At 72.5% G+C, this 14,972-nt stretch carries 17 protein-coding genes; 7 read left to right on the forward strand and 10 right to left on the reverse strand.

Annotated features, from left to right (window positions below; translation table 11 throughout):
- Positions 1-584, reverse strand: a 584-nt coding sequence (locus AB0F10_RS37990; protein WP_360636877.1) for a biotin/lipoyl-binding protein, incomplete at its 3' end; no start/stop codon positions are given.
- 288 nt (positions 585-872) lie between these two features.
- On the opposite strand from AB0F10_RS37990, the gene AB0F10_RS37995 reads away from it, so the two are divergent.
- Positions 873-1,094, forward strand: coding sequence for a hypothetical protein (locus AB0F10_RS37995; protein ID WP_360636880.1), 222 nt, complete (start codon positions 873-875; stop codon positions 1,092-1,094).
- A 57-nt stretch (positions 1,095-1,151) separates the two neighbouring features.
- Here AB0F10_RS37995 and AB0F10_RS38000 read toward each other — a convergent pair whose 3' ends face one another.
- Together AB0F10_RS38000 and AB0F10_RS38005 are read right to left on the reverse strand one after the other, a co-directional pair.
- Complete coding sequence (locus AB0F10_RS38000; protein ID WP_360636924.1) at positions 1,152-1,871, reverse strand: L,D-transpeptidase family protein; 720 nt, start codon at positions 1,869-1,871, stop codon at positions 1,152-1,154.
- 158 nt (positions 1,872-2,029) lie between these two features.
- Positions 2,030-2,908: a CAP domain-containing protein gene (locus tag AB0F10_RS38005; RefSeq protein WP_360636883.1), complete on the reverse strand. Its 879-nt coding sequence runs from the start codon at positions 2,906-2,908 to the stop codon at positions 2,030-2,032.
- A 292-nt stretch (positions 2,909-3,200) separates the two neighbouring features.
- Here AB0F10_RS38005 and AB0F10_RS38010 point away from each other — a divergent pair, with 292 nt between their 5' ends.
- Positions 3,201-4,769, forward strand: coding sequence for an acyltransferase family protein (locus tag AB0F10_RS38010; RefSeq protein WP_360636886.1), 1,569 nt, complete (start codon positions 3,201-3,203; stop codon positions 4,767-4,769).
- A 41-nt stretch (positions 4,770-4,810) separates the two neighbouring features.
- Here the strand turns inward: AB0F10_RS38010 and AB0F10_RS38015 are convergent, their stop codons facing one another.
- Positions 4,811-5,443 carry a GNAT family protein gene (locus tag AB0F10_RS38015; RefSeq protein ID WP_360636889.1) on the reverse strand — a complete coding sequence of 211 codons (633 nt, stop codon included), beginning with the start codon at positions 5,441-5,443 and terminating at the stop codon, positions 4,811-4,813.
- A 56-nt stretch (positions 5,444-5,499) separates the two neighbouring features.
- Here AB0F10_RS38015 and AB0F10_RS38020 point away from each other — a divergent pair, with 56 nt between their 5' ends.
- The 3 genes from AB0F10_RS38020 to AB0F10_RS38030 all read left to right on the forward strand — a co-directional run bounded on the left by AB0F10_RS38020 (position 5,500) and on the right by AB0F10_RS38030 (position 6,735).
- Complete coding sequence (locus AB0F10_RS38020; RefSeq protein WP_360636892.1) at positions 5,500-5,799, forward strand: hypothetical protein; 300 nt, start codon at positions 5,500-5,502, stop codon at positions 5,797-5,799.
- Between the two features lie 15 nt (positions 5,800-5,814).
- Entirely contained in the window at positions 5,815-6,099 is a 285-nt protein-coding gene (locus AB0F10_RS38025; protein ID WP_360636895.1) for a hypothetical protein, read from the forward strand.
- Positions 6,100-6,240: 141 nt separating this feature from the next.
- Entirely contained in the window at positions 6,241-6,735 is a 495-nt protein-coding gene (locus AB0F10_RS38030) for an ATP-binding protein (protein WP_360636898.1), read from the forward strand.
- Positions 6,736-6,816: 81 nt separating this feature from the next.
- Here AB0F10_RS38030 and AB0F10_RS38035 read toward each other — a convergent pair whose 3' ends face one another.
- Both AB0F10_RS38035 and AB0F10_RS38040 read right to left on the reverse strand, forming a co-directional pair.
- The gene (locus AB0F10_RS38035) at positions 6,817-9,375 is read right to left on the reverse strand and encodes an FtsX-like permease family protein (protein WP_360636901.1); all 2,559 of its coding nucleotides are present in this window, start codon (positions 9,373-9,375) and stop codon (positions 6,817-6,819) included.
- Complete coding sequence (locus AB0F10_RS38040; RefSeq protein WP_360636927.1) at positions 9,372-10,100, reverse strand: ABC transporter ATP-binding protein; 729 nt, start codon at positions 10,098-10,100, stop codon at positions 9,372-9,374. The genes AB0F10_RS38035 and AB0F10_RS38040 overlap by 4 nt, the downstream gene beginning before the upstream one ends.
- 234 nt (positions 10,101-10,334) lie before the next feature.
- Between AB0F10_RS38040 and AB0F10_RS38045 the strand changes: the two genes are divergently transcribed.
- Positions 10,335-11,519, forward strand: a complete 1,185-nt coding sequence (locus tag AB0F10_RS38045) for a histidine kinase (RefSeq protein WP_360636904.1) — start codon at positions 10,335-10,337, stop codon at positions 11,517-11,519.
- The gene (locus AB0F10_RS38050) at positions 11,516-12,154 is read left to right on the forward strand and encodes a response regulator transcription factor (RefSeq protein ID WP_360636907.1); all 639 of its coding nucleotides are present in this window, start codon (positions 11,516-11,518) and stop codon (positions 12,152-12,154) included. Before AB0F10_RS38045 ends, AB0F10_RS38050 begins: the two co-directional genes overlap by 4 nt.
- Before the next feature lie 3 nt (positions 12,155-12,157).
- Here the strand turns inward: AB0F10_RS38050 and AB0F10_RS38055 are convergent, their stop codons facing one another.
- From AB0F10_RS38055 to AB0F10_RS38070, 4 genes are all read right to left on the reverse strand, one after another.
- Entirely contained in the window at positions 12,158-12,688 is a 531-nt protein-coding gene (locus tag AB0F10_RS38055) for a GNAT family N-acetyltransferase (protein ID WP_360636910.1), read from the reverse strand.
- 17 nt (positions 12,689-12,705) lie between these two features.
- Positions 12,706-13,203, reverse strand: coding sequence for a MarR family winged helix-turn-helix transcriptional regulator (locus AB0F10_RS38060; protein WP_360636913.1), 498 nt, complete (start codon positions 13,201-13,203; stop codon positions 12,706-12,708).
- Between the two features lie 59 nt (positions 13,204-13,262).
- The gene (locus AB0F10_RS38065) at positions 13,263-13,802 is read right to left on the reverse strand and encodes a DUF305 domain-containing protein (RefSeq protein ID WP_360636916.1); all 540 of its coding nucleotides are present in this window, start codon (positions 13,800-13,802) and stop codon (positions 13,263-13,265) included.
- Between the two features lie 71 nt (positions 13,803-13,873).
- Positions 13,874-14,617: a lytic polysaccharide monooxygenase gene (locus AB0F10_RS38070; protein ID WP_360636919.1), complete on the reverse strand. Its 744-nt coding sequence runs from the start codon at positions 14,615-14,617 to the stop codon at positions 13,874-13,876.
- Positions 14,618-14,972 lie beyond the last annotated feature (355 nt).

Consider the following 14,972-nt stretch of genomic DNA (forward strand, 5'->3'; position numbering starts at 1 on the left):
AGCGCGTTGACCGCGTCGCCCAGGCTCGCGACGCCGCGCTGCACCGAGCGCACGGCGGCGCCGGCGGCCTCGGAGGCGGCCCGGTACTGCTGCCGGGCGGCCTTGACCTGGGTCAGCAGGGCCGCCCTGAGCTCGGCGTCGGCCACCCTGCCGGCCGCGTCGCGGGCGGCGAGGAAGGCCCTGTCCGCGCTGGCGTCGGTGCGGCGCTGCACGGCCCGGAAGCCGGCGGTGCCGCCGCCGGTCGAGACGCCGCCCCCGGCGGCCGCGTCCACGGCCCGGGCCGCGTCGGCGAGGCGCCGGGCGGTCGCGGGCGAGTCGATCACCGCGACGACCTGGCCCTTGATCACCTTGTCGCCGGCGTCGAAGCGCAGCTCGGCAAGGGTGCCCGCCGCGGGCGAGCTGATCGTGGCCGCGGCGCGGGCGGTGACCGAGCCGGACGCCTCGACGATCTCCCGCACGGTGCCGAGGGAGGCCGAGCCCAGGGTGACCCCGGACGGCTCGTCGCCGCAGGAGGCGGCGGTCAGCGGCGGCAACAGGAGGCAGGCGACTGCCAGGGCAGCGGCTCGACGTCGGGGGCGGAACACGAGCGTCACTCTAATCCGGGCCGCCGCCGAAGGTCCCGGTCGTCGCCGACCCGAGCGGACCCGCTGATCGATATCGGTCAGGCAGGCTTAGATACCGGCGGGATGTCGGTTATCCGCGCGAGGTCCGACAGGTGGGCGACTGCGCTGCTCACGGGCCTGCGCGACGCTGATCTGCGGCCCCGACCGGTGGGCCGCCGGCACGCCGTGATCGGCCGCCGACTGAACCGAGCGCCCCCGGCGCCCGTAATGCAGATCACCTGCCGGATCCGCGTACCGAAGGACGGGACCATGTCGCTCCACGGTTTACCCGACACCACCGCCATGCTGCGCGCCGACGAGCTGACGGTGATGCACCACGACGACACGGTCAGCCACTTCACCGACGTCACCTACACACTCACCCGCGAGGGCCTGCGGGTGCTGACGGCGAACGGCGACGAGAAGGCGTTCACCCGCTTCGACGTCCTCACCACCCACGCCCGGCTGGCACACCCGGGACGCGCCGCCTGAGACGCGGCGAGGCCCGCCGGCTGTCGCCGGCGGGCCTTCGTCACACCACTGCTCGGATCAGGTGCCGGGTCGCCGGCCGATCACCTTCACCGTCATGCCGATCTTGCCGATGCCGTAGTACTTCTTGGCGTCCGACGGCAGCAGATTGACGCAACCGTGTGAGCCACGCCACGCGTCGTGGATGTACGTGGTCGTCTGGTGGAAGCCCCGGCCGCCGACGAAGCGCTGCCAGTACGGCAGCCACACGTCGTACGGGTCGGACCATTCCTTCTTGGTGCGCTTGTTGATCTTGAAGGTGCCGGCCGGCGTCCGGTAGCCCTTCATTCCGGTCCGGGTGACCGTCGGCTTGGCGTAGACCTTGCCGCTCTTCATCACCCAGGTCGTCTGGTGCGTCAGGTCCACGCAGAACGTGTAGCCCGACTTCTTGGCCTTGCACTTCGACGTCGAGGTGTTGGCGAGACGCTTGGCCACCCCGTACGTGGTGGGGCCGGCCAGACCCGCCGCCGGCTTGATGCCGAAGCGGCTCTGGAACTTCTTGATCGCCTTGCAGTCGGCGGCGGACTGCTTGCCGTCGACCTTGACGGTGCCGTAGCCACCGATCTTCTTGAGGTAGCCCTCGACCTGCTTCTGATACTTGCCCGTCGCACACGAAGCCGCGGCGGCCTTCGTGACGACGACGGCGGTAATCGGTGCCGCGCCGACCGGCCGGACCGCGGCGCCAGCCGCGACCGGAGCCAGAGCGACAGCCCCGAGCCCACCGCCCACCGCCACGGCCATGACGGCCGCGGCGAGGCGTGCGGAAACCCGCTGCCCTCCCAAAATGGTCCTCCCCAGGAGTTTGTGTGCGCACATCGAAGCACACCTGTGCACCTGGGAAGATCATCCGGTTGACTGTGGCGCGAATCCGGGACGTCAGAAGCTGGGGGGCCTACAGGTCACTGGGGCGTCGCGAAGTCCTGCACCCAGTAGGCGGTGCGGTCCCCGGCGAAGGCCAGGCCGAGGCCGACCTGGTGCAGCTTGCAATCCAGGATGTTCTCGCGGTGCTCCGGGCTGTGCATCCACCCGTCGACGACCTCGAAGACGCTCTCCTGGCCCCGGGCGATGTTCTCGCCGTAGCGTGACCACCGGTAGCCCGCGTCCTCGACCCGGTCGCCGGCGCGTTCGCCGCGGGTGTCCTCGTGTGCGAAGTAGCCACGGCGGGCCATGTCGGCGGCGTGCCGGTTCGCGGCCAGGATCAGCCGGCGGTCGACTGTCACCTCGTCGCAGCCGCTGCGCCGGCGGTTCTGATTGACCAGGTCGAGCGCCTGCTGCTGGACCGGGCTGAGCGGGTCCGGGGACAGCGCCTGGCTGTCCGTGACGTCCCGGTGCGCCGCCGCGGGCCGGTCCGCCCGATTCACCTTGTTCCGCTTGTCGTCGTCGATGGCGGGCCGCGCCGCCGGGTCGTCCGCGTCGGGGACGGGCTCGGCCGAGTCGTCCCCGTCGGCGGAATCGTCGTCCGACCCGTCGATCGCGGCGGTCGCCGCCGGCCTCGCGACGCCACCCGGCCGGGCCGGGATCACACCGCCGACGGGCTTGCCCTGACCGTCCGGCTCGTCCTGAGCGTCATCGTCACCCGGAACAATCGGTACGACGGGTGCGTTCGCCACGTCGTCCAGGCCGGGAAGCTGCGGCATCGTCGGAAGGCCGGGCCACTGGATCGACGGGACCGCCGGGGTGTCCGGAGTCTCCTCCGCGTCCGCGGAGGTGGCCACCATGATCCCGCCGGCCAGGACCGCCGACATCGCGGCGGCCGCTACGAGAGCAGGTCTGCGCATCCCGTTTTCTCCCTCTTGCTCGTGGCGCCGCGCCCCGTGCGCGCCGCCCTCAAGATGGACCAACGTCACGACCATCCATGGGGTGACTGCCGGGGGTTCGCGCCACACACTGGCACCATTTCTGTCATCATGCGCTCTGGCCTGCGGTTATGCCCACCACGATGGATCACGCGGAACGCACAATCGCACCGCGGAACCGGACACTTCATCCCTTCGGGGTAACCCGCGCGGGTCTACATGAGAGCCGTTGCGGAGGTTCTTCGGCGGGGCGGTCGATGGCTAGCGTTCTGCGGTGCGCAATCGTTACCTGGACCTGCTCCGGGCCGCCGCCATCGTCCGAGTGATCGTTTACCACCTGTTCGGCTGGCCCTGGCTGTCGATCCTGCTGCCCGCGATGGGCATCATGTTCGCCCTCGCGGGATCGCTGACCGCGGCGTCGCTGGACAGACGGTCGGCGGGCGACGTGATCGCATCCCGGCTGCGCCGCCTGCTGCCGCCGCTCTGGGCGCTCGCGCTGATCACGGTGCCGGCGATGCTGTACCTCGGCTGGACCAACGAGGACGGCCACGAGCCGCTGAGCTGGAAGCTGGGCCTGTGGCTCCTGCCGATCGGCGACCCGCCCGGCAGCGAACGCGGCATCGACGTGTGGGAACCGCTCTGGTACATCCGGGCGTACCTCTGGTTCGTGGTGATGTCGCCGCTGCTGTATCTGGCGTACAAAAAGATCGGCTGGGCCGCCGTGGCCGCGCCGATCGCCGGAATCGCGATCCTCGACAAGACCGGATTCTCGCTGCCGTTCGGGCGCGCGGACACGGCGATGTGGGACTTCGCGACCTACGGTGCATGCTGGATCGCCGGCTTCGCCCATCACGACGGCCGCCTGGCCCGCCTGCGCCCGGTGGTGGTGCTCGGCGCGTCGACGGTCCTGGGCTGCGCGGCGCTGTACTGGCTGCGCGGGCACGCCGGCGAGGACGGCTACGACCTGAACGACGTGTCGGAGTCGCAGGCGTTGTGGTCCCTGGCGTTCGTCCTGCTGGCGCTGCGGTGGCAGCCCGACATGTCCTGGCTGGCGAAGAATCCGGTGCTCGACGGCGCGGTCAACTTCCTGAACGCCCGCGCGGTGACGATCTACCTGTGGCACAACATCGCGATCGCGGCGATCTGGCCGGTGCTGACCGTGCTGACCCTGGACGATCTCGACATCCTGGACGGCCCGGTCGACCTGGCCGCGTCGCTGGCGCTGACGATGCTGGCGGTGCTGGCGCTCGGCTGGGTCGAGGACGTGGCGGCGCGGCGCCGCCCCACGTTGTGGCCGCTCAACGCCCGCCGCCGCCCGGCGCCGGAGCCGGCGGCGGCTGCTGCCGCGCCCGCTGCGCGAAGTGGACGGACGCGTTCCAACGGGTTCGGGCTCGAGCCCGACTCGGTCGCCGCCTCGGTCGCGACCGACGACGTCCCGGACGCCTCGGAACCGCCCGCGGATCCTCATCGAACGCCCAGCCACCGGGCCGCCGACCAGCCCGTACCGCCCTGGGATACGGACGGGTACTACGCGGCGCCGCCGGTGCCGACCGGGAACCATGCCGACGGGGGATCATGGACGCCGGACCGCGACCAGGCGGCACCCTGGTCCGCCTCGGGCGGGCCCGGCGCCACCATGCCACCGGTCGCGCCGTATCCCGAGGCCGAGGTGTCGTTCGGGCTGCCCGAGGGTGGGCCACGCCTCCGTGACGGCTACGGCCGCCCGGATGCCGCGCCTGCTCGCGGCCACGCCGCGCCCGCGCCCGCGCAGACCCGGCGGCACGACGACGAGCCGGCTGCGGCGGCCTCCTGGTTCGGCGGGGACGCGGACGACGATCGCTGAAGCCTCTGCGGCCGGGGCGCGACCCGACGATCGCGCCCCGGTCAGACCAGGCCGAACCAGGGGCGGCAGGCCTCGAAGCCCGACACCGAGACCTCGTGTCCCGCCGATCGCCACCGGTCCGCGGTGAGGCGCAGGTGCCGAAGCTCGACCACCCGGCCGCCCGGCGCCACGACCAGACCGACCCCGTTCTCCAGGTATCCGAGATGCCGCGAGACCCCCAGCGAGGCCGCGTTCGCCGGCATCGCGGAGGAGACCGCGGCGACCGCGCCCATCCTTTCGAAGGCCAGCCCGAGCGCCGCCGTGCGCATCGCCACCCCCAGCCCGCGGCCGCGCACCCGGCGCGTCAGCCAGGACGCCGAGTCGACGGTCCGCAACGCCGGGAAGTCGTCACCCTCGAGCGTCTGCACGCCGACCGTCTCCCCGTCGAACCCGACGGCCAGGTGCAGCTTCCACGACGACGGTGACCAGGTGCCCAGCGCACGCCAGTACTCCTGACAGAACAGCCTGCGCCGATCCGCCGCGGCGCCGAGACCGGGAAGAGGTTCGAGGCGGGGATCCTGCTCGAAGTCGTCGGGCAGAATGGACGCGAGAAACGGCAGATCTTCTTCGCGTACGGGCCGGAGCGTGACTTCACCGCACCGCAATCGCAGCCCGAACAGGGGCCAGTCGTCCACGATCACCTCGCCGCCGGGGGCTGAACCCGCCGAGAATCGGGTCTACGCTTGCAGGGATGATCGCACGCATGTGGCGCGGCTGGGTCGCGACCGACGGGGCAGGCGAATACGTCGACTACATCAACCGGACCGGCATCGCCGGCTACCGCCGGACGCCGGGCAACATCGACGCGCAGATGTGGATCCGCGACCTTGGGGACGGCCGGACCGAGGTGGTCACGCTGAGCTGGTGGGAGTCGGCGGAGGCGATCCGCGGTTTTGCCGGTGACGACATCTCCCGGGCTGTCTTCTATCCGGAGGACGAGCGTTATCTGATCGGTCGCGAGGAGATCGTCACGCATTACACGGTGGCCTGACGAATCCTGCGGGTTGTGGGTGGCATTTTGCTTGCGGTGGACGGGTGGGGCGGTGTCACGGCGTGGTGGCTGGTCTACGGTGAGCTACCCGGCAGCACCGCGCCGAGCGTCGTACTCGCCGATGGGACACGTCCGTCGGTGCTGCTGCTGGGGCGGCTGTGGGCCTGCGAGTGGCACACCGTGGCTCAGCCGGCAACGGTGTGCGTGGACGGCGAACGGTTCGATCTCCCCTTCCGCGAGCCGTTCTACCGACGGCACCTACGCGGTGCTCCGGCAGAGTCGCTGGATGAGCCCGAGTAACGGCAATTGGCCGGTTGCTGAGGCGGGCGTGGTGACGGTCAGCTCTGGCGGTCTCGGTGAAGCCTCGTGCGGGCAGACGTTCGATTTCAGGATGGTTGGGCGGGCGGTCGCCCGCGATGCGCAACGAGGACAATGGCCCGGGTGACCAGGGACGGTGCCGGACATCCGGACGGTGCACCATCGGGAGGTCTGCTCGTCATCGTCTGCGGGCTGCCGGGGAGCGGGAAGACGACCAAGGCCAAGGAAATAGCCGTTCGCCGGGGTGGCCTGCGGCTCGGACCTGATGAGTGGATGACGGCGCTTGGCGTCAGCCTGTGGGATGGCCCCATGCGGGAGCGGGTGGAGGCGCTTCAATGGTCGGTGGCCGAGGAGCTCCTGCTCCTCGGCGGTACGGCGATCATTGAATGGGGAACGTGGGCCCGGTCGGAGCGTGATGCGCTCAGGCGCCGGGCACGGGAGCTCGGGGCCGCGGTGCATCTGCTGTACCTGGATGCCCCGGATGACGAGCTCTGGCGCCGGATCCACGCACGCGCCAGGGAGGACCCGCCCATCCGGCGCTCGGACATCGACGGGTGGCGGCGCCACTTCGAGGCGCCGGACGAGCAGGAATTCGGCCTGTATGACGCCTCGCATTGACCCCCTGACAAGGGTGGCCGGCACGGCGTCGAGGACAACGGTCACCCCCGGCGGCCGAAACCGCCGGGGGTGGCGCGAGCGTCAGCCGTCGGTGGCCAGGGCGGCGACCGGGCTGACCCGCGAGGCCTTGCGCGCGGGCAGCACGCCGGCCAGCGCCGTGAAGGCGACCAGGGCGACGAAGACCGCGATCAGCTGCCACGCCGGCAGCGTCAGCGGCGCGTTCACCCCCAGCGCCTTGATCGAAAGCCACGCGTACGGGACGCCGAGCAGCAGGCCGATCGTGGCGCCGATGACGCCGTACAGGCTGGACTCCATGGTGAGCATCGCCCGCAGGCCGCCGCGGGACAGGCCGACCGCGCGCAGCAGGCCGGATTCCCGGACCCGTTCCACCACCGACAGCGCCGTGGTCGTGCCGACGCCGACGACCGCGATCAGCACGGTCAGCCCGATCAGGCCCAGGGCCACCGCGAGGACGCCGTCGAGGACCAGGTTGAGCTGGTCGCGTTCGTCGGCCAGGACGGCGACGCCCAGCCCGGCACGCCCCTGGGTGAGCTGCTGCAGCGCCTTCTGCCCGGCGGTGCGGCCGGCCTCACCGGTCTTGGCCGCGTCGGCGAGCAGCCCCGAGTAGCCGGCCGGCGCGCCGAGCCTGGTGAGGTCGCTCGGGTCCAGCACCAGGTACGAGTGCAGCGGCGCCCCGTCCGGCAGGGTGGCCACGACCTGGACCCGGGCCGTCCTGTCGCCGGCCTTCAAGGTGGTGGTGTCGCCGACCTTCAGGCCGGTGAGGTCGGTGGTGAAGCCCGAGATGGCGACCTTGCCGGGGCCGAGGTCCGCGAGCGAACCGGCCGAGACGTCGATCTTGTCGAGCGTCGGCAGCTGCCGCATGACCAGGTCGGTGACGGCGAGCTTGGTTTCCGAGCCGCCGATCAGCACGTCCTCCAGCCGCCGGTACGGGGTGACGTGCGCCAGGTCGGTGCTGGCCTTCGCCTGGTCGTACACGGCGGCCGGCAGCGGGTCGTCGCCGTTGGCGGTCACCTCGTAGTCGGCGGGCACCGTCGACGCCAGTTCCCGGTCGGCGAGGACCCGCACGGAGGCCCCGGTCACCACGAGCCCGGCGATCAGGGTCACGCCCAGCGCCACGACCACGGACACCGCGGCGGCCCGCCGGGGCGCGCCGCCGACCCCGCCGACCGCGAGCCGGCCGATCGCGCCGAGGCGCCGCAGCGGCCAGCCGACGCCCGCGAGCACCGGCCGCACCAGCACCGGCCCGAGCGCCATCAGCGCGAAGAAGGCGAGCGCCCCCGAGACGACGACCATGAACAGCATCGGCTCCACGCTGTAGTCCCGCTCGTCGCGGCCCGGCAGGTTGGTGATGACGTACCCGGCCGAGCCCGCCGCACCCAGCGCGAGCAGCAGCCCGAACACCCAGCGCAGCCTGCCGATGTCGCGCCTGCCGCCGGTGGTGCTGGCCGCGCGCAGCGCCTCGAGCGGCGCGACCCGGGCGGCCGAGAAGGCCGGGGCGAGCACGGCCAGCACGGTGATGGTCACGGACAGCAGCAGCACCCCGATCGCGGGCAGCACCGGCCAGCCGGGCGAGGCGACGCTGAGGTCGAAGCCGCGCAGGATCGGCGGCAGCGCGTGGCCGACGGCTAGTGCGCCCAGGACGCCGGCCAGTCCGGCGACGAGGCCGGTCAGGGCGCCCTCGGCCGCCAGCGCCCGGCTGATGGAGCCGCGCCCGGCGCCGACTGCCCGCAGCAGCGCCAGCTGGCGCATCCGCTGTGCGAAGACGATCCGGAAGGTGGACGTGGCGACCAGGCCGGCGGCGACCACGGCGATGGCGACGAACATGGCGACCACCGCGAAGAGGGCGTCCAGGCCGGACGCGGCCTCGTTGGCCTCGGCGGTGCGGACCTCGGCGCCGGTGCGTACCCGCGGGCGTTCGAAGCCCTCGCCGGGTGCCGGGCCGGATTGCACGATCCGGTCCACCGCGGACCGCACCGCGGCCGCGTCGGCGCCGGGCCGGAACCGCAGTTCCGCCCGTGACAGCAGGCCGTCGGGCACCAGCGCCGCGACGGTGCTCTCCGGCGCGTACCCGGTGAAGCCGTAGTCGTCGCGGGCGTCGACCAGGCCGGTGACGGTGAACTTCACCGGCTTGATCGGTTCGCCCTCGTCGTCCCAGGACGTGAAGAGGGTGACGGCGGTGCCGACCGGCAGGCCCATCCGGTCCGCGGTGCGGGGGCTGACCGCGATCTCCCCCGGCGCCGCCGGGAACCGGCCCTGGGTGACGTGGGTGATCGCGAGCGGGCCGCTGCCCGGGTCCGCCGTCAGATTCAGGTACTGCCCGCCGGCCTGTCCGGTGGTGTCGACCCGGCCCACCGCCTCGGCGACGCCGGGCACCGCCTTGAGTTTCGCCAGGTCGTCAGGGGTGAGGCGGGCAGGGTTGCCGGTGTTCTCGCCGCCGACGACGAGGTCGGCGGCCGCGGGGGTGCCGCTGAGGCCGTCGAGCATCGTGCGCTCGGCGATCTGCTGTGCGAGCACGGTCGCGAAGACCACGAAGGACGCGACCAGCATGGCGAGGCCGGTCAGCAGCAGCCGGGCCGGGCGCCGGGCGACGCCGGTCAGCTGGGTCTGCAGCACGGTCATCGGTGCGCTCCGAGGTCCCGCAGGGCGTCGGCGATCTCGGCGTGGCCGGGCCGGTCCAGGTCGCCGGCGACCGCGCCGTCGGCGAGCAGCACCACCCGGTCGGCGTACGCGGCCGCGGTCGGGTCGTGGGTGACCATGACGATGGTCTGGCCGAGCTCGCGCACCGAGTTGCGCAGGAACGACAGCACCTCGGCGCCGGAGCGCGAGTCCAGGTTGCCGGTCGGCTCGTCGGCGAAGACCACCTCGGGGCGGGAGACCAGCGCGCGGGCCACCGCGACCCGCTGCTGCTGGCCGCCCGAGAGCTCGCTGGGCCGGTGCGCCAGGCGCCCGGTGATGCCGAGCACGTCGGCGAGGTGGGCGAGCAGGCCGTGTTCGGCGCGCTTGCCGGCCAGGTCGAGCGGCAGGGTGATGTTCTGCTCGGCGGTGAGCTGCGGCAGCAGGTTGTACGACTGGAACACGAAGCCGATCCGCTCGCGGCGGACCTTGGTGAGCACCTTGTCGCCGAGCGCCGTCAGGTCGGTGCCGCCCAGCAGGGCCCGGCCGGAGGTCGCCGTGTCCAGCCCGGCGAGGCAGTGCATGAGCGTCGACTTGCCGGAGCCGGACGGGCCCATGATCGCGGTGAACTGGGCGCGGGCGAAGCCGACGGTGACACCGTCCAGGGCTCGCACCGCGGTGTCTCCGCTGCCGTACACCTTGACCAGGTTCACCGCCGCGACGGCGGTCATGCCGTCGTCCGGGCCGGCCGGTGGCGGCGTGGCCGGCATGGCGGCCGGGGACTGCGTTCTCATCAGGTGCCTCCGAGGGCGGGGTCGGCGCGGACGCCGGGATCGGCGAAACTGGGAGAATCCTGATGGCAGCGGACCGGCGCGCGCATCGGTCCGCAGCGGGGACAACGGCCAGGCCCGGGTCTGACTTTCGGCCGATGGAGGGGCGTTGACCAGCGGTTACGCTGGGTCACGATGTTGACGCGAAATAATCTTCTGTTCCATGCCGGCCAGGTCGCCGCCCTGGCGCTGATGGCCGCCCTCGGCCTGGCCGACCTGGTCGCCGTGACCGGCCTGACCAGCGGCCGCGACCTGCTGCTGGCGCCGGTGCTGGTCTTCAGCGCCGTGGCGACCGCCCTGGTCTGGCTGCCCCGGCACCGGCAGGGATCGACGCGGCTGCCGAAGATGGCGATGCTGCTCGCCGGGTTCTCCCTGCTGCTGACGATCGCGGTCGGCGGGGTCCTCGGCGGCACCGGCGGCAGCTTCGGCATGGCCGAGGCGGTCGGCCTGCTCGGCGTCACGTTCGTCGTCACCCGCCGCGGCGACGCGCAGTGGGCGGTCGGCGCCGTGCTGCTGCTCGGCATGGCGATCGGCTTCCTGCCGCTGCGCGGCGGCCTGTCGTCCGAGTACGTCATCATCGGCCTGGCACTGGGGCTGGCGGCGGCCGCGATCATCGCCGTCGCCGTCTACCTGCGCACGATCGATTCGACCCGGCAGCGGGCGATGGATTCGGTACGGGCCGAGCAGCGCGCCGAGTTCGCCCGCGACCTGCACGATTTCATCGCCCACCACGTGACCGGCATCGTCGTGCAGGCGCAGGGCGCCCGGTTCGTCGCCGAGCAGGACCCCAAGCGGGTGATGCTCGCCCTGGAGCAGATCGAGGCGGCCGGCGCCGAGACGATGGCGTCGATGCGCCGGATGGTCGGCGTGCTGCGCGACCCGAACGCCCAGCCCGACGCGCCGCTCGCGCCGCTGGCCGGGGTGGACGAGCTCGGGTCGCTGCTCGAACAGTTCGGCAACTCGGGCGGGGTCCTGGCCCGGCTGCACGTGGACGGGAGCACGATCGGCATCCCGGTGGAGGTGTCCACCTCGGCGTACCGGGTGGTGATGGAGGCGCTGACGAACATCCGCCGGCACGCGCAGGGCGCCCGGGTCGCGGACGTGTGGGTGCGCCGTACCCCCGACTGGCTGCTGGTCCGGGTGGCGAACGACGGCGCGGCACCGCGCGCCGCCACGCCCCGGGAGGCGCCGGGGTACGGTCTCGTGGGCCTGACGGAACGGGTCCGCGCGGTCGGCGGGCGCATCTCCGCCGGGCCGGGCATCGACGGAGGCTGGGTGGTCGACGCGGCCCTGCCGCTCGACCAGGAGGTGGCGCGGTGATCCGCGTGATGATCGCCGACGACCAGGCGATGGTGCGTACCGGCTTCGGCATGATCATCGGCGCGCAGCCCGACATGGAGCTGGTCGGCGAGGCGGCCGACGGCGTCGAGGCGGTGGCGATGGCCCGCAAGCTGCGGCCGGACGTGGCGCTGTTCGACATCCGGATGCCCCGGATGGACGGCCTCGAGGCCCTGCGGCTGCTCGCCGGCCCGGGCGTCGCGGATCCCATCAAGGTGGTCGTGGTGACGACCTTCGACCTCGACGAGTACGTGCACCAGGCGCTGCGCAACGGCGCGGCCGGCTTCCTGCTGAAGGACTCGGGCCCGGCGCTGCTGGTGGAGGCGGTCCGGGCGGCGGTGTCGGGCGACGCGCTGATCAGCCCGTCGATCACCGTACGGCTGCTGGAGCACCTCTCGCCGCCGGCACCGGCCGGCGACGACGGCGGCCTCTCGCCGCGCGAGCTGGACGTGGTGAAGCTGGCGGCCCGCGGCCTGACGAACGCGGAGATCGCCACCCGGCTGTTCATCTCGGTCGGCACGGTCAAGACCCACCTGGGCAGCGTGCAGAGCAAGCTGGGCGCCCGCAACCGGGTGGAGATCGCCGCCTGGGCCTGGGAGCGCCGGCTGGTCGGCTGACGGTCAGCCGGGCAGCTCGATCCAGTAGCGGCGCAGCCGGCCGATCTCCGTGTCGCGGATGTCCGCCAGCTCGCCGCCGTTGCGCTCGATCGTGCGGCGTGAGCCCTCGTTGCCGACCTGGCAGGTGATCAGCACCCGGTCCAGGCCGAGCTTCCTCGCGTGGCTCAGCACCTCGCCGAGCGCGGCCGAGGCCAGGCCGCGGCGCCGGGCCGACGGGCGTACGCCGTAGCCGATGTGACCGCCGGCGCGCTCGAGGAAGTCGTTGAGCTCGTGGCGCAGCGCGATCGCGCCGAGCACCTCGTCGTCCTCGACGATCCACCAGTAGGTGCAGTGCACCCAGCCCTCGGGCGCGGCGATCGCCGGGTCCGACTCGCGCAGCAGCCGGCGCACCCAGGCGGAGAAGCCGTCCGGGGTCTCGACCTCGTCGCCCGGGCGCAGGCCGGCGCCGTCCTGGTGTGCGTCGCGGCCCCACTCGTCGCGGGAGCGCAGCCACGCGCGATGCAGCCGGGAGGTGGGCGCGATCAGCTCAGCCATGCCGGTGACGATATCCGTCAGCCGGGGAAGGCGGTGCGGGCGTCCCCGGGTCCGAGGCGGTCCAAGATCCGCCGGGCCATCTCGCCGAACCGCTCGAGCTCCTCGGGCGACAGTGCGTCCAGGATGAGCGCCCGGACCGCCTCGACGTGCCCGGGCGCGCTGGCCAGGACCTTCTCCCAGCCGGCCGGGGTGAGCACCGCGTTGGTGTATCGCCCGTCCGACGGGCAGGCCTTGCGCTCGATCCAGCCGCGCCTCTCGAGCCGCTTCACCACATGAGACAGTCGCGACAGCGAGCCGTTGGCCAGGGCGGCCAGCTCGCTCATCCGGCGGGTGCGTTCCGGCGCCTCGGAGAGGCTCGCGAGCACGAGGTATTCGAAGTGGCTCAGGCCCGAGTCGCGCAGCGTCTGCGCGTCCAGGGCGGCCGGCAGCTTGAGGAGCAGGCCGCCGATGGGCAGCCAGGAGTGTAGTTCGCCCGCGTTCAGCCAGCGGGGCGATCCGGCGGAGTCGACGGTCACGCGCACCATCGTACTGCGAAATTGAAGCTTCAAGCAGGGGCGGAGGGGTGCCGATAGGATTACGCCGCCAGGATCAGCATCCGCTGGATCTGACCCTGGCGCTGCCTCGTCATCGTCTCGGCGAGCGCCTTCGCGGGCGGGTACTGCCCGCCGGCCGCCTCCATCCGGGTCACCTCGACGCAGTTGTGCAGGTGCCCGAGGAGCAGGCTGACCGCCGTACGGTCGAAGTCGGCGCCCTTGGCGGCGTCCAGTTCGGCGAGGTCCGCGGGCCGCAACGAGTGCAGGTCGCCGTGGCCCGCGTGGGCCCCGGCGTCGGGATCCGCCGACGGCGGCTGCTGCCAGCCGGCCAGCCAGCGCCGCATCGTCTGCGACTCGTCCTGCCACTGCCCGCGCAGCTCGATCGCGATGGCACGCACCCGCGGGTCGCCGGCGCGGCGCTCGGCCAGGTCGAGCACCTGATCACCCTGCCCGATGTAGTCGAGGCTCATCTGCAGGAACATCACGTCGGTGGCGTTGAAGGCGGGCGGCGGCGGGTCCGGCTCGGCGGAGCAGCCCGCCAGGGCGGCGAGCAACAGCATGGCGGCGAAGAGGCGGCGCACGGTCAACCCTCCCGGGGCGGAAAGCCGGACGGGCCCACGCCGGAGGCCGTGGACCCGCCCGATGATGCGGTTCAGATCCGGGACCAGAGCGCCGGAACGTTCGGCGGCTCCCAGCCGACCAGCGCGGTGTGCGCCTGCCGGCAGCTGTACGAGGCGCCGCCGTAGGTGACGACGTTGCCGACCCCGTACGCGGTGCCGGCCCGCCAGGTGCCACCGGCCGGCGGCGGCGTCGTGGGCGGCGGCGTCGGCGGGTTGGTGGTGGGCGGCGTGGTGGGCGGCGTGGTCGGCGGGTTGCCGCCGCCACCGCCGATGTTGAGGTCCACGCAGGAGTAGAACGCGTTGACCGTGTCGGCGATGTTCCACCTGGCCAGCACGGTCTGCCGGCCGGTGAAGCCGCCCATGCTGACCGTGTGCGACTTGGTGGCGCCGGGCTGCGCGCCGTTGTCGTTGAACGACGCCAGCCTGGTGCCGCCGATGAAGTACTCCCACGTGCTGGTGGAGTGCCGGGCGGTGAGCACCCAGTTGAACGTCACCGTCGACCCGACCGAGGCGGCGGGCCAGTTCCTGCTGTTGTCGTTGAGCACGGCGAAGCGGCTGCCTCCGCCGTTGCACTGCGTCGAGCCCTTGGGCGCCTCGACGCTCTGCGGTTCGTAGATGATGTCGCCGCAGTTGGCCACCGCGCCGCTGGCGCAGTTGGCCTGGCGGCTGGGGGGTGAGGAGATGTAACCGTGCGCCAAGGCGGGCGCCACGGCAATGAACAGCGAGGCGCCGACCGTGGCGACGGTCAGCAGCGGCAGGGTGAGTCTTCGTCTCATGAAGCGCTCCTCTTCATGGGGGCCGGCAGGCCGGGGTGGGGGCTCCCGGCCTGCCGTGGGCATCGATCTCGCCCAATGGGACAGCTGCGTTCAACATAAGTTAAAGCTTGTTAACAGTAAATAGACCTAACGAAGTTTTTCGATGTCCCGCGGACGGCGATCGCATTCCGTGCCGATTTGCCTGCGCTGCGGAGTTTGCGGGCGTTGCTAGCTTTGTCGACGTGATCTTGACTCGCCGAGCCCTCGCCCTGGTCGCCGCCCTGGCCCTGCTGCCGGCCACCGCATGCTCCGCCGGCGCGCGCGAGACGCCCGTGACCGCGCCGCCCAGCCCGGCCGCGTCATCCACGCCGACGGC

The organism is Actinoplanes sp. NPDC026623, assembly GCF_040638275.1.
In the GTDB taxonomy this organism is placed as follows: domain Bacteria; phylum Actinomycetota; class Actinomycetes; order Mycobacteriales; family Micromonosporaceae; genus Actinoplanes.